18 protein-coding genes are annotated in these 11,796 nt (G+C 63.2%); 8 read left to right on the top strand and 10 right to left on the bottom strand.

Translation table 11 applies throughout. The annotated features are described in order from the left end of the window. Positions 1–86 precede the first annotated feature (86 nt). The 4 genes from G3O01_RS36215 to G3O01_RS36200 all read right to left on the bottom strand — a co-directional run bounded on the left by G3O01_RS36215 (position 87) and on the right by G3O01_RS36200 (position 2,280). On the bottom strand, positions 87–614 hold the full coding sequence (locus G3O01_RS36215; RefSeq protein ID WP_205811814.1) for a periplasmic heavy metal sensor: 528 nt from the start codon (positions 612–614) through the stop codon (positions 87–89). After that, positions 611–1,063 carry a hypothetical protein gene (locus G3O01_RS36210; protein WP_205811813.1) on the bottom strand — a complete coding sequence of 151 codons (453 nt, stop codon included), beginning with the start codon at positions 1,061–1,063 and terminating at the stop codon, positions 611–613. The genes G3O01_RS36215 and G3O01_RS36210 overlap by 4 nt, the downstream gene beginning before the upstream one ends. Then, complete coding sequence (locus tag G3O01_RS36205) at positions 1,060–1,719, bottom strand: RNA polymerase sigma factor (RefSeq protein WP_277403076.1); 660 nt, start codon at positions 1,717–1,719, stop codon at positions 1,060–1,062. Before G3O01_RS36205 ends, G3O01_RS36210 begins: the two co-directional genes overlap by 4 nt. Positions 1,720–1,977: 258 nt before the next feature. Then, positions 1,978–2,280: a YXWGXW repeat-containing protein gene (locus tag G3O01_RS36200; RefSeq protein WP_205811812.1), complete on the bottom strand. Its 303-nt coding sequence runs from the start codon at positions 2,278–2,280 to the stop codon at positions 1,978–1,980. Here G3O01_RS36200 and G3O01_RS36195 point away from each other — a divergent pair. The 4 genes from G3O01_RS36195 to G3O01_RS36180 all read left to right on the top strand — a co-directional run bounded on the left by G3O01_RS36195 (position 2,273) and on the right by G3O01_RS36180 (position 4,152). Continuing rightward, positions 2,273–2,464 (top strand): hypothetical protein, encoded by a 192-nt coding sequence (locus G3O01_RS36195; protein ID WP_205811811.1) that lies wholly within the window; start codon positions 2,273–2,275, stop codon positions 2,462–2,464. The genes G3O01_RS36200 and G3O01_RS36195 overlap by 8 nt on opposite strands. Then, positions 2,461–2,922 (top strand): low affinity iron permease family protein, encoded by a 462-nt coding sequence (locus G3O01_RS36190; RefSeq protein ID WP_205811810.1) that lies wholly within the window; start codon positions 2,461–2,463, stop codon positions 2,920–2,922. Before G3O01_RS36195 ends, G3O01_RS36190 begins: the two co-directional genes overlap by 4 nt. 3 nt (positions 2,923–2,925) lie before the next feature. Then, positions 2,926–3,729 (top strand): helix-turn-helix transcriptional regulator, encoded by an 804-nt coding sequence (locus G3O01_RS36185; protein WP_205811809.1) that lies wholly within the window; start codon positions 2,926–2,928, stop codon positions 3,727–3,729. Between the two features lie 129 nt (positions 3,730–3,858). Beyond that, positions 3,859–4,152, top strand: a complete 294-nt coding sequence (locus tag G3O01_RS36180; protein ID WP_205811808.1) for a DUF1330 domain-containing protein — start codon at positions 3,859–3,861, stop codon at positions 4,150–4,152. Positions 4,153–4,172: 20 nt separating this feature from the next. Here G3O01_RS36180 and G3O01_RS36175 read toward each other — a convergent pair whose 3' ends face one another. Beyond that, on the bottom strand, positions 4,173–4,904 hold the full coding sequence (locus G3O01_RS36175; protein ID WP_205811807.1) for a DUF429 domain-containing protein: 732 nt from the start codon (positions 4,902–4,904) through the stop codon (positions 4,173–4,175). A 139-nt stretch (positions 4,905–5,043) separates the two neighbouring features. Between G3O01_RS36175 and G3O01_RS36170 the strand changes: the two genes are divergently transcribed. Together G3O01_RS36170 and G3O01_RS36165 are read left to right on the top strand one after the other, a co-directional pair. Further along, positions 5,044–6,000 carry an NADP-dependent oxidoreductase gene (locus G3O01_RS36170; RefSeq protein ID WP_205811806.1) on the top strand — a complete coding sequence of 319 codons (957 nt, stop codon included), beginning with the start codon at positions 5,044–5,046 and terminating at the stop codon, positions 5,998–6,000. Positions 6,001–6,032: 32 nt separating this feature from the next. After that, entirely contained in the window at positions 6,033–6,209 is a 177-nt protein-coding gene (locus G3O01_RS36165; RefSeq protein ID WP_205811805.1) for a DUF1427 family protein, read from the top strand. Between the two features lie 3 nt (positions 6,210–6,212). Here G3O01_RS36165 and G3O01_RS36160 read toward each other — a convergent pair whose 3' ends face one another. The 4 genes from G3O01_RS36160 to G3O01_RS36145 form a co-directional block, all read right to left on the bottom strand. After that, entirely contained in the window at positions 6,213–7,490 is a 1,278-nt protein-coding gene (locus tag G3O01_RS36160; protein ID WP_205811804.1) for an RNA polymerase sigma factor, read from the bottom strand. Between the two features lie 8 nt (positions 7,491–7,498). After that, positions 7,499–7,918 carry a VOC family protein gene (locus G3O01_RS36155; protein WP_205811803.1) on the bottom strand — a complete coding sequence of 140 codons (420 nt, stop codon included), beginning with the start codon at positions 7,916–7,918 and terminating at the stop codon, positions 7,499–7,501. Between the two features lie 31 nt (positions 7,919–7,949). Next, positions 7,950–8,363, bottom strand: a complete 414-nt coding sequence (locus G3O01_RS36150) for a YciI family protein (protein WP_205811802.1) — start codon at positions 8,361–8,363, stop codon at positions 7,950–7,952. Between the two features lie 148 nt (positions 8,364–8,511). Further along, positions 8,512–8,868 carry a YciI family protein gene (locus G3O01_RS36145; protein ID WP_205811801.1) on the bottom strand — a complete coding sequence of 119 codons (357 nt, stop codon included), beginning with the start codon at positions 8,866–8,868 and terminating at the stop codon, positions 8,512–8,514. A 230-nt stretch (positions 8,869–9,098) separates the two neighbouring features. Between G3O01_RS36145 and G3O01_RS36140 the strand changes: the two genes are divergently transcribed. Both G3O01_RS36140 and G3O01_RS36135 read left to right on the top strand, forming a co-directional pair. Then, positions 9,099–9,284: a glycine zipper 2TM domain-containing protein gene (locus G3O01_RS36140; protein WP_205811800.1), complete on the top strand. Its 186-nt coding sequence runs from the start codon at positions 9,099–9,101 to the stop codon at positions 9,282–9,284. A 674-nt stretch (positions 9,285–9,958) separates the two neighbouring features. After that, the gene (locus G3O01_RS36135; RefSeq protein WP_205811799.1) at positions 9,959–11,077 is read left to right on the top strand and encodes a porin; all 1,119 of its coding nucleotides are present in this window, start codon (positions 9,959–9,961) and stop codon (positions 11,075–11,077) included. Positions 11,078–11,227: 150 nt separating this feature from the next. On the opposite strand, the gene G3O01_RS36130 is transcribed toward G3O01_RS36135, so the two are convergent. Beyond that, on the bottom strand, positions 11,228–11,692 hold the full coding sequence (locus tag G3O01_RS36130) for an SRPBCC family protein (protein WP_205811798.1): 465 nt from the start codon (positions 11,690–11,692) through the stop codon (positions 11,228–11,230). Positions 11,693–11,796 lie beyond the last annotated feature (104 nt).

Genomic DNA, 11,796 nt, shown 5'->3' with positions numbered 1-11,796 from the left:
TCGCCTGTCGTGTGTGGTTCGTTATGCGTTAAACGGAGCGTGAGACGCTTTTCCGTCGCTGTTCTTTTTATTTCGAATGCGATGGGTTATTCGCTGGCAGGTTGATCGTTCTGCGCTGGCTGCTTTTGCTGCTGCCGCTGTTGCTGCGCCTGCGCGATCCGCCATTGCCCGCGTTCGCGCAAGCCTTCCGCGAACTTCACGCGTTCCTCGGGCGACAAGGTCGCTGCGAAATCCGCAACGCCCTGCTCGACGCGCGAGCGCAGCGCGATATCGGCTTCGCGCGTGCGGTTCAGCGCCTGATCGAGCGCCGTTCGGTCCAGTTGCGGCGCGGCCAGCAAGCGCAGCACTTCGCGCCGGTCGTCGCGTCCTTCGCGCGCGTACTCGCGCGCTTCGCGGCGCGCGTCCTTCAACGCATCGACGAACTGCCTCTGCCGTTCCACCGACAACTCTTCCGCCGCAAACCGCAGCGCGCGTGGCTGCGGCTGCGCGGCGGTGGCCGTCGTGCGGCCATGCGCGGCAAACCACTGATACGCGCCGCCCGCCACGCCGCCGATCAAAAACACATTGAGCACCAGCGAGCCCACCAGCAGAAATTTCCAGGCACGTCCGCTCATTCGCCACTCCAGTCTGCGGCCGTGCCGCCAAATCCAGTTGTCAGATACGAAGACTCAGGTCCCGGCGACGGACTGCCCGTCACAAGGAAAAACGACACTGCAAACGCGCCAGCCAACCCGCCGATCAACCCGACGCCCGCGAACGCCGCGCCCGACCACCACAAGCCCGCGCGACGCGAACGGTTGCCCGGCTGCGCGAACGACAGCCAGCGCCGCCGACGACGCGACGGCGCCGAAGCAACCACGCGTTCGACGAAAGCGGAATCAGGTGCGGCAACGGGATCGCTCGCGAGCCATGCATCGAGTTGCGCGGCCTGCGCGAGCAGCGTGTCCGCCTCGACGCGATGCTGTGCGGCCCAGGCGCTCGCGTCCGCGCGCTCCGCTGCGGGCCAATGACGCGCGTCAGCACCGTACGCATCGACGATTGCGCGAAATCTTTCTGGTGTCATCGCCTGGTCCTCGTTCCGGCAAGATCGTCGCCCGCCAGTTGCGCGCGCAGATTGCGGCGCGCGCGGGCCAGCAGGCTTTCGAGCGCATCGACGGTGATGCCCATCAAAGCGGCTGCCTCGATGTTCGACAGTTCCTGGTAGTAGTTCAGCACGAGGGCCTCGCGCTGACGCGCCGGCAACGCGGCAAGCGCCGCACGCACGCGCGCGTCGCGCGACTGCGCTTCGAGTTGCGCATCGGGCGTGGCGGCTGGATCGGCGTCGTCGGGCAGCACATCGGGCAACTCATCGGCCGGTTCCTCGCGGTGCCCGCGCAAGCGGTCGTAGCAGAGATTCAGCGCCACGCGATGCAGCCACGTATCGAAACGCGCCTCGCCTTCGCGCCAGCGCGGCGCCTGCTTCCAGATGCGCATGAACGCTTCCTGCGCGACGTCTTCCGCTTCCATACGGTCTCCCAGCATCCGCGTGGCGAGCGCCAGCAGACGCGGCAACTTGCGCGCAACGAGCGTGCGCACGGCAGCCGGCTCCTGCCTGCCGACGCCCGCAACCAGCTCCGCGTCCGGATCGCGCTCGCTCAACGCGCGCTGCTCCGCCGCGTTTGCCACACGAGCCACACGAGCCGCGTAAGCCGCGCATGCCGCGTACATTGCGCGGCGCATGTCGCGGCGAGTCGTACTGACGTCACTTGCTGTCGCTCCCTGTTGTTCTGATCCGCCGACTTCATACAAGCGCCGCGAACCGCGCAACACGCGCGGTCAACGCCGGCTCATGCCCTTCCTGCGCCCGCTCAATATACGACGACAGCCGGCCGGTAATAGTAAGGCCGCCCCGGCACGACGACGCAGCCCGCGAGTGTCGTTGCAAGCAACGCGATCAAAAGCAGTTTCTTCATCGCTTTCAGTCTCCCGTCGCAGTGCTCAGCGCACCCAGTGCGCGGGAACCCAGCGCCAGTTCGGGCCATGCGCGACCCAATGCCCCGGCACCCAGCGATAACCCGGGCGCATCGTCTGCCAGTGCCCGCCCACCCACACGTAGCGGCCGCCCGCCCAGCGCCAGTGGCCGGGATCCCATGCGTAGCCGGCACGCGGCGGCGGCATCACTTCGGCGCGCGGCCCGGGCGGCGCCATCGGCGCGACGATCACCTCCTGCGCAAACGCAGCCGAAGCGCTCAGCGCCACCACACCCGCCGCGGCGACGCGGACCAGTTTTTGCATGTTCATTGCGTTCTCCCTTGAGTCCATCAACGGTCCGAAATCGGCCGGTTTTGGGGTTAAACGCGCGAACCGCAAAAATCCGTCGCGGATTTTTTCGTTCGATTTCGCCCGGCCGGGCAAACTGGCGCGTGCGCAGGGGAATCGGTATCGTCAGGGCTGGACTTCTTCACACGACAGGAGCGCCAAGTGACAAACAACAACTGGTTCTCGAAGTTCTCGACGGGTCTTTCGACGATGGCGGGAAAACCAGCAACGTTCGTGATCGCGGTGGTGCTCGTCGTCGTGTGGGGTGTCAGCGGGCCGATGTTCCACTTCAGCGATACCTGGCAACTGGTGATCAATACGTCGACGACGATCGTCACCTTTCTGATGGTCTTCCTGATACAGAACACGCAGAACCGCGACACGGCCGCGATGCAGATCAAGCTCGACGAGCTGATCCGCGCGCTGGACGGCGCGCACAATGCGCTGCTCGATCTCGAAGAGCTGAACGAAAAGGATCTCGGACGCTTTCGCAAACGCTACGAGCAGCTCGCCGAGGAAGCGCGCGGCGCGCTGCGCAAGGGCGGCACCGATACGGACTCGCCGTTCATCGACGAAAGCGATGACGATGACAATGACGTCAACAAGAAGCGCAACACGCACTGAACCATGACGCAAGCCACACCGCCCGCGCTGCATGACGCGGACAAAGGCCATTCGCTCGCGCGGCACTATCCGCGCGGGCTGCGCATCGACCCGCATTCGCATACGTGGGCTCAGGTGCTGTATGCCGTATCGGGCGTGATGTGGGTCGAAACCGGGCGCGAGGCGCTCGTCGTGCCGCCGCAGCGCGCCGTGTGGCTGCCTGCCGGCACCGAGCATTCGATCCACATGATGAGCGACGTCGAAATGCGCAACCTGTATTTCCACGAGCGCAGCATCGGTCATCTGAGCGCACGCAGCGACGTGTTTGAGATCAACGGTTTGCTGCGCGAGCTGATCGCGTCGATTGCCGAACATGAAGAGGCGCAGACGCGCGATGAAGACTATTTGGGCACCGCATATCGGCTCGCGATGCTGGAACTCGAGCATGCGCCGCGCTCGTCGCTGCGCATTCCGCTGCCCGATGCGTCGGACCGGCGGCTCGACGCGCTGTGCCGCGCGGTAATCGGCAATCCGTCGAATGCGATCGGCTTCGAGCAGCATGCGGAGTCGGTCGGCGCGAGCGTGCGCACGCTGGCGCGGCTCTTCACGCGCGAGCTCGGCATTGGCTTCGCGGAGTGGCGCAGACAGGTGCAACTGGCCGTCGCGGTGTCGGGACTCGCGGAAGGACGCGCCGTCAACAGCATCGCGCGCGAACTGGGCTATCTGCCGAGCAGCTTCAGCGACATGTTCCGCCGCGAGCTCGGCGCGCCACCGACCGACTTCAACCCGCACGCGACGCTGGCCGTGCCGGCTGCGCTAAAGTCCTGAGTTCGGCACGCGGCGCGCTGCCGGCATGCGCGCTTGCGGCTGTTGAGCGAGAATCGTGGGCACCAGCGGCGCCGGCAGGTCAGCCGGCCGGCGTCGCCATGGCCAAACCTTAACGAAAGGAAACGTGAGATGAGCAAGGGATACTGGGTCACCCATTACCGCAAGACGAACGATCCGGCGGCGCTGGCTGCCTATGCACAACTGGCAGCGCCGGCCATTGCCGCTGCTGGCGGCAAGTTCATCGTGCGCGGCCCCGCTGAAGAAGTTCGCGAGGGCGGCCTGAAAGAGCGCACCGTGGTGGTCGAATTCCCGACCTACGAGCAGGCCGTCGCAGCCTACGACACCGACGACTACAAGAAAGCGCTGGCTGCGTTGGGCAATGGCGCCGAACGCGACCTGCGCATCGTGCGCGGCACGGAGTGATTCTTTGGTAGCAGGGGCGCTCAGTAGCGGATCACCATCGGCAGATGGGCGCTGTCGCGCGGCTCGTCTTCGGGCAGCACGACGGCGCTGCCCGCTGCAATGCGGCGCGCGCTCCATAGCACTGCGAATGCGTCGAGCACGTCGTCTTTCTGTGCGTGCCGCGCGATGCGTTCGTCGAGGGCGGTCTGCAGAGCCGCGCTGAAAACAGGTTCAAGCAGGGCTTTTCGTTTCGCGTGCCCGGCTTCCGATGTTTTGCCTTCCTTAAGCCCCACGGCTTCGCCGCCTTGTTCGATCCGAAGTTGCATGAAGGCAAGCTCCGGATGCACTTCGAACACGCGTTTTGCATCGATCGCGCTCTCGCGTAGCGCCGTATCGACTTCGGCGATCTTGCTGAGAATGTTGAAGGCCTGTTGCGAGATGCCTTTGCCTGTCGCTTCGCGGTTCAGCTCGCAGGCTTTCCTGTAGTCCTTCACGCCGAGCGTTTGACGCGCCGGTGTCTGAAATACCGACGCGCTGCGCGGCCATTTCAGGCGTTTCCTCGCTTCGGCATCGCACGCGCGGTTTTCCGCCGATGACAGGCCGATCGGCATATCCACCGCCACGATGGCGAGCGCGGGCGCCCACGCGAGCACCTCGGCAAACGATGCGCAGATGCGCGTCTCGATCGCGCCTGTTCGGGCGTGCTGCCTGACCGCATACCAGCCGCCCTTGCAGCCGTCCACGCCTAGCAGGTCTGTCTTTTGTCGCGTCATCCGTTCCCTGTCCGATATTCGAAAGTACTTGTCTGAACAGCGTCGTGCCGGTCATCTAGACTGCCGTCATACGCTGCTTCACGCATCGTGAAACAGCCAGCGAAACCCATCGAATTCAACAGATTCCGCAGGAGCGGCAATGAAAGCGATCCAGTTCAACGCATTTGGCGGCCCCGAAGTCCTCAACCCCGTCGATCTGCCGACACCCGCCGCCGACGCCGACAGCGCCGTCGTGCAGGTGAAAGCGGCCTCGGTGAACCCGAGCGACGTGAAGAACCTCTCCGGCCACTTCAGCCACACGACACTGCCGCGCACGCCGGGCCGCGACTTCAGCGGCGTCGTGGTCGACGGTCCCGCCGAATGGATCGGCGCAGAAGTATGGGGCACGGGCGGTGATATCGGCTTCACGCGCGACGGCACGCATGCGCAGTTCATCAAGATTCCCGTCGGCGCGCTGTCGCGCAAGCCGCGCACGCTGACGCACGAGCAGGCATCGGCGATCGGCGTGAACTTCGTGGTCGCCTGGCTCGGCGTGGTCGATTATGCACAGCTCATCGCTGGCGAAACGGTGGCCGTGATCGGCGCGAGCGGCGGTGTGGGCGGGGCGGTCGTGCAGATCGCGAAGTCGCGCGGCTGCCGCGTGATTGCTGTCGATCGTCACGAGCCGGATGCGGATTCGCCCGCAGGCCGTCTTCTCGATCACTACGTGCCGCTGGACGAACGCGCGCCAGAACGCGTGAAAGCACTCGGCGGCGCGGATGTGGTGTACGACGCCGTCGGCGGCGTCGCGTTCGAAACCGCGCTGAAGCTCGCGAAGTGGCGCGGCCGCGTGGTCGAGATCAGCGCGACGGGCAAGCGGCGCGTCGAGTTCGATCTGATCGACTTCTATCACAACGAGACACAACTGTTCGGCGCGGACAGCGCGAAGCTTGGCGTCGCGGATTCCGCACGGCTGATGACGGAACTGGCCAGCGTGTTCGATAGCGGCGCGTTGCAGGCGCCGTCGATTGCGCAGACGTTCCCGCTCGAACAGGCGCGCGATGCGTATGCGGCCGTCGCAGGCGGCACGCGCGGACGCGTCGTCATCACGATGTGATGCAACCCGCTGAAATCAAACCGGAGACTCGTATGAAGCCGTATCTCGTGTCGCTGGCGGCGGGTGTCGTCGTCGGACTGCTGTACAACATCGTCGATGTGAAGTCGCCCGCGCCGCCTATCGTCGCGCTGCTCGGACTGCTTGGCATGGTTGCGGGCGAACACGCAATCCCGTTCGTGCGCTCGCTGCTCGCGCACGTCGCAAGCTGACACTTACTGCATGCGCCCGCCGCGCGCGCGTTCGAGCAACAGTTCGCGTTCGCGCGCGTTGCGCGTCATCGATGCGGCGCGCTCGAATTCCGCACGTGCTTCGTCGTCGCGGCCGAGCTTGGCGAGCAGATCCCCGCGCACGCTCGGCAGCCAGTGATAGTTTTTTAGCGAAGGCTCGTCGGCGAGCGCATCGACGAGTTCTAAAGCGGCCATCGGCCCGTAAGCCATGCCGACGGCCACCGCGCGGTTCAGATCGACCACCGGCGACGGCGCGACTTCGGCGAGTGCATCGTATAGCGCGACGATCTGCGCCCAATCCGTTTCCGCTGCCGTGCGGGCGCGCGCATGGCAGGCGGCGAGCGCGGCCTGCAGCGTGTACGGACCGCTCATGCCGCCAAGCGCTTCCGAGCGCGCGAGCGCCGTCAGCCCGCGCCGGATCAGGAGGGGATCCCAGCGGCTGCGGTCCTGATCGAGCAGCAGCACGGGTCGCCCGTCTCCATCGACGCGCGCATGCGTGCGCGACGCCTGAATCTCCATCAATGCAACGAGGCCGTGCACTTCGCTTTCGTCGGGCATCAGACCCGCGAGCACGCGCCCTAGACGCAGCGCTTCTTCGCATAGCGTCGGACGCATCCAGTCGTCGCCCGCTGTCGCCGAATAGCCTTCGTTGAAGATCAGATAAATCACTTCGAGCACGGATGCGAGCCGCACCGCGCGGTCGTTCGCCTGCGGCACTTCAAACGGCACTTTCGCCGCCGACAGCGTCTTCTTCGCCCGCACGATGCGCTGCGCGATGGTCGGCTCGGGCACGAGAAACGCGCGCGCGATTTCATCCGTCGTCAGGCCGCCGAGCAGGCGCAGCGTGAGCGCGACGCGCGCGTCTTTCGATAGCACCGGATGACACGCAGTGAACACCAGCCGCAGCAGATCGTCGCCGATATCGTCGGCGCGCGCGGCGTCGAGTGCATCGACGAAATCGGGCACGATGTGCGCCTCGCGCGCATCCATGTCGGCGCCGAGTTCCTCATGCTTGCGCGCGTGCAGCGCATCCTGGCGCCAGCGGTCGAGCGCGCGGTTCTTCGCGGTCGCCATCAGCCATGCTCCGGGATTGTCCGGCACGCCCGCATCCGGCCAGTTTTCGAGCGCGGCCACCAGCGCGTCCTGCGCGAGTTCCTCGGCCACGCCGACATCGCGCACGATCCGCGCGACGTGTGCGATGACCTTCGCGGATTCGATCCGCCAGACCGCCTCGATGGCACGATGGGTCGCAGCCGTCGTCACGGCCGGCCTCAAGACGCGTCGGCCGCCGGCATGGCGGCGTTCGGGTCCATGTACACGAGCTCCCAGATATGGCCGTCGATATCCTCGAAGTTGCGCTCGTACATGAAGCCGTGATCCTGCGCCGGGCGCGGCAACGCGCCGCCCGCCGCCAGCGCCTTGCTGGCCAGATCGTCGACTTGCGCACGGCTGTCGCACGACAGGCAGATCAGCGCCTCCGTGCTCTCCTTCGGATTGCACAGCGTCTTGTTCGTGAAGGTCTGGAAGAAGTCTTTCGCGAGCAGCATCGCGTAGATGTTTTCGCCGATCACCATGCAGGCGGCCTGCTCGTTGGTGAATTTCTTGTCGAACGTGAAGCCGAGTTGCGCGAAGAATGCCTGTGATTTTTCCACGCTGCTCACGGCGAGGTTCACATAGATTTGCTTGTGCATGATCGTTCCTCGAAAGCTCACGGGTGCAGGGTCAATGGTTTGCGCCTTCGATCTTGCGAAACCGTTCGATCGACTGGCCCGGCTCGAAGTCGTCGAGATCGAACATCTGACGCACTTCGATCTCGCCGTCGGCGTGTTCGCCGAACGGCGCGGGGAAGCGGCGCGCCCATTCCATCGCTTCTTCGCGCGAGCGCACCTGGATCACCGTGTAGCCCGCGATCAGCTCTTTCGTTTCCGCGAACGGTCCTTCCGTCACTGTGCGCCTGCCGTCGGCATAGCGCACGCGCCAGCCCTTCGCGCTCGGCTGCAGACCCGACGCGTCGAGCAGCACGCCCGCCTTTTGCAACGCTTCGTGATACGTCGCCATCTGCGCGATCAGTTCGTCTTCCGGCATCTTGCCGGCTTCGCTGTCCGCCGTGGCCTTGACCAGGATCATGAATCGCATCGCCGTCTCTCCTCGTGAATCCTCGTGAATAAGGAAGCCCCGTGGCGGCTTCTTACTTCCACGACGAGCGGCGCGTGACGGGATCGACATGCGTGACGGCCAGGGAAAACCCTTTACGCTGAATCGACAGGCGCGCTGGCAAGCGCCGTCAGTAGTCGTAGCACGGCGCGACCTTGCGGATTTCGATCGAGCACCACTCGGCGGCCGGGCATTGCGCGGCGAGCGCAAACGCTTCTTCGTAGGTATCGACGTTCAGCAAAAAGAAGCCGCCGATCATTTCCTTCGCTTCGGCAAACGGCCCGTCGATCAGGCGCGTCTCGCCATCGCGTTTCTCGATGCGCACGCCCTTCTTGCTGGGCGCGAGCGATTCGGCCGCGATCAGTTGGCCGCGCGATTGCAGTTCAGCGCGGTATTTCAGCATGCGGTCGTAGACGGCGCGGCCCGCGACTTCGCCGCGTTCCTCGCGTTGTTCGGTAGGTTCGACGATCAGCAGCATATAAGACATGGTGACTCCGTGTTCCGGTTGTCGGGGCCGCTGCGTTCGAGGGGTGCCGTACTTCGTGAGACGGGTGGCGCGGCGGCTATCGCAGCAAACGATGATTCTGCTGGCGAAGGCAGTCTAGCAAAGTGGCAACGCGGGCGGGAAAGGTCTGCTGCGCGAATGGGCATTCCGCTGATGGAAATGGCACAACGCTTGCTGACATGTATGCATCTTCAATCAGGCAGGAGCACGACATGTTGAAGCGCGATATCGTCCGCGTCGCAATCGCTGCAGTGGCGCTGGTGCCGCTCGTGAGCGGATGCACCGTCGGCGGCGCGGCAGCGGGTGGCTATGTCGGGCACGAGACGACGCACAGCACAGTGGGTACGGTTGGCGGCGCCGTCGCTGGCGGGATCATTGGTCACGAACTTGGCAAGTGAGTGGCAATTGAGACGGAATGAAATTGTTTAAAATTTTTAAATTGGCGATAACTGGATGGCAGGTGTCGCCTTATGTTTTGTCAAGAAATGTCGACCTGCATTTCTCACACCAATTTGCAATTATTTGTTATCCAAACAAAGCACCGTTCGTATTATTGATTTTCAAATTTTTATACTTATCATTAAATTCTTCCATCAAGCGATCACGCTCACGCTAAAAAGTTCATCAAGTTTTTCGATTTATGACACACTGCATTGCAACGGCACCATTACCGATCATCCCTATCTGCAAGCCTTCAAGACGAACATTCCCGTCTTGATATCATCACCTTCCTTAAATGCACCGCCCGCATTTTTTAGATATGATTTGTCTCAATAAAATCAGATCCACACTCCGTTGCCGTATCACAACATCCGGATTTATACCAATAAAAATCCGGAAATTCGATACCACCGAAAAGCAAATAAAATCAATTATCTAATACCTTCTTTTCTTTTTTAGAAATAGACTATTTCCAATAATAATATCAATCGATAGTTAGGGTGCCTTTCTATACTTGCGCCTCCCCTAACAGGGCAAGTTGAGTGGTCTTACTTCGTACTGGACGTGGCATGCATCGCTTGTCCGTTTGTAGTCAAGCCTCGTATTGCCCCTAGAACTGAAGGAAGCACAGATGAAGAAGATTCTGATCGCGACGGCCGCTGTGGCCTCGTTCGCATCGGTCGCGCACGCACAAAGCAGCGTCACGCTGTACGGCACGCTCGACGCCGCTCTCACCTACACGAGCAACGTCGATGGTGGCCACCAGTACGCGCTCGGCAGTGGCGCAATCGATGAAAACCGCTTCGGCCTGCGCGGCGTCGAAGACCTGGGCGGCGGCATGAAGACCATCTTCAGGCTGGAGCAAGGCTTCAATCTGAACAACGGCTCGCAAGCCAACAGCGGCAAGATGTTCTCGCGTCAGGCATACGTCGGTCTGTCGAGCGACGTGGGCACGGTCACGGTCGGCCGCCAGTACGACGCAATGCAGGACTTCGTCGCGCCGCTGACGGCAACGGGCAGCTGGGGCGGCGCGAACTTCGCGCACCTCGGCAATCTGGACAACCTGGACAAGGACAGCACGAACGCGAGCAGCAACACGATCAAGTTCAAGAGCGCCAACTACGCTGGCCTGTCGTTCGGCGGCACGTACGGCTTCTCGAACAGCTCGAAGTTCGCGGACAACCGCGAGTACAGCTTCGGCGCAGCGTATGAGATCGCCGGTCTGCATATCGGCGCAGGCTACGCCCAGCAGAACAATCCGGCGAGCAGCAACACGGCAGGCGCGACCAACCTGCGCACGCTGTCGGACGGCAGCCAGCTGGTTTCCACGATCAACCATCGCGAGCGCCAGTTCGGCGCAGGCGCAAGCTACGCGTTCGGTCCGGCCGTGTTCGGCCTCGCATGGACGCAATTCCGCGCCGACAACTTTGCGGACGGCTCCAGCGCGTTCCATACCAACAACTACGAAGCCAACGTCAAGTACAACCTGACGCCGGCGCTGGGTCTGGGCGTTGCCTACACCTACACGAACGGTAATGTCGATGACGCCCGTTTCCACGCCAACCAGTTCGGCCTGCAAGGCGACTACGCGCTGTCGAAGCGCACGGACGTGTACGTGCAAGGCGTGTATCAGCTGGTCAGCTCGCCGGACAGCGTGCTCCCCGCAGTCATCGACAACGGCAACGTGACCGGCTACTCCAGCTCGCGCCGTCAAGGTGTGGCATCGGTTGGCATGCGTCACCGCTTCTAATCGCACACGAAGCGTGGCGGGCTGACGCGTACGGTCGGCCCGCCCAAGCTCGGGCCCGCGAGGCGACCACGACGCCCTCACGTTCTTCGGAACGTGAGGGCGTCGTCTATTGAACTGATGGAATACCGAAGCACGCGCCACGCCGACGCGTCACGCCATCCGCTTCAGCTCTTTCTGCAGCCGGTCGAAGTTCTCTTCATTCGCCTTGACGGCAAAGGTCTTCACCTGCGCGCACACGGCCGGTGTCTCGAAGAGCATGCAGAAAGTGATGCGCGTCTGTTCGTCGCTCAGTGCATCGAAGGTGGCCGTGACGCGAAAATACGGCCCCGACACGTGATCGAACACGATCCGCTCGGGCGCGGCGATCTCGACGAACACACTGTGATTCTTGTAGTCGACGCCGTCCGGTCCGTGCATCACGAAGCGCCAGTTGCCGCCCGCACGCAGATCGAATTCGTGGAAGGAATTGGTGAAGCCCTTCGGACCCCACCAGTGCGCGAGATGGGCTGGCTCAGTCCAGGCTTTGAACACGAGATCGCGCGGAAAATCGAACACGCGCGTCGATATGATTTGCAGATCCGCGATCGGCGGAGTTGCGTCGCCATCCTCGGACATGAGACAGCCTCCTTCGAACAAAGCGCAGCATCCGCCCGATGCGGGACGGATAAATCAAGCATAACGCATTGTCGAAGGATCGATCGGCCACGACGCGCGTGGCA

This window comes from Burkholderia sp. Ac-20365 (assembly GCF_017104715.1).
Taxonomy (GTDB): domain Bacteria; phylum Pseudomonadota; class Gammaproteobacteria; order Burkholderiales; family Burkholderiaceae; genus Paraburkholderia.
Note: the sequence above shows the minus strand (reverse complement) of the source record. Positions and strands in the feature narration are given on the sequence as shown.

Coding starts and splice junctions, on each gene's coding strand:
- G3O01_RS36215 (WP_205811814.1), bottom strand. CDS start 614: ATGAGCGGACGTGCCTGGAAATTTCTGCTGGTGGGCTCGCTGGTGCTC.
- G3O01_RS36210 (WP_205811813.1), bottom strand. CDS start 1,063: ATGACACCAGAAAGATTTCGCGCAATCGTCGATGCGTACGGTGCTGAC.
- G3O01_RS36205 (WP_277403076.1), bottom strand. CDS start 1,719: ATGCGCCGCGCAATGTACGCGGCATGCGCGGCTTACGCGGCTCGTGTG.
- G3O01_RS36195 (WP_205811811.1), top strand. CDS start 2,273: ATGTTCATTGCGTTCTCCCTTGAGTCCATCAACGGTCCGAAATCGGCC.
- G3O01_RS36200 (WP_205811812.1), bottom strand. CDS start 2,280: ATGAACATGCAAAAACTGGTCCGCGTCGCCGCGGCGGGTGTGGTGGCG.
- G3O01_RS36185 (WP_205811809.1), top strand. CDS start 2,926: ATGACGCAAGCCACACCGCCCGCGCTGCATGACGCGGACAAAGGCCAT.
- G3O01_RS36180 (WP_205811808.1), top strand. CDS start 3,859: ATGAGCAAGGGATACTGGGTCACCCATTACCGCAAGACGAACGATCCG.
- G3O01_RS36175 (WP_205811807.1), bottom strand. CDS start 4,904: ATGACGCGACAAAAGACAGACCTGCTAGGCGTGGACGGCTGCAAGGGC.
- G3O01_RS36170 (WP_205811806.1), top strand. CDS start 5,044: ATGAAAGCGATCCAGTTCAACGCATTTGGCGGCCCCGAAGTCCTCAAC.
- G3O01_RS36165 (WP_205811805.1), top strand. CDS start 6,033: ATGAAGCCGTATCTCGTGTCGCTGGCGGCGGGTGTCGTCGTCGGACTG.
- G3O01_RS36155 (WP_205811803.1), bottom strand. CDS start 7,918: ATGCACAAGCAAATCTATGTGAACCTCGCCGTGAGCAGCGTGGAAAAA.
- G3O01_RS36150 (WP_205811802.1), bottom strand. CDS start 8,363: ATGCGATTCATGATCCTGGTCAAGGCCACGGCGGACAGCGAAGCCGGC.
- G3O01_RS36145 (WP_205811801.1), bottom strand. CDS start 8,868: ATGTCTTATATGCTGCTGATCGTCGAACCTACCGAACAACGCGAGGAA.
- G3O01_RS36140 (WP_205811800.1), top strand. CDS start 9,099: ATGTTGAAGCGCGATATCGTCCGCGTCGCAATCGCTGCAGTGGCGCTG.
- G3O01_RS36135 (WP_205811799.1), top strand. CDS start 9,959: ATGAAGAAGATTCTGATCGCGACGGCCGCTGTGGCCTCGTTCGCATCG.
- G3O01_RS36130 (WP_205811798.1), bottom strand. CDS start 11,692: ATGTCCGAGGATGGCGACGCAACTCCGCCGATCGCGGATCTGCAAATC.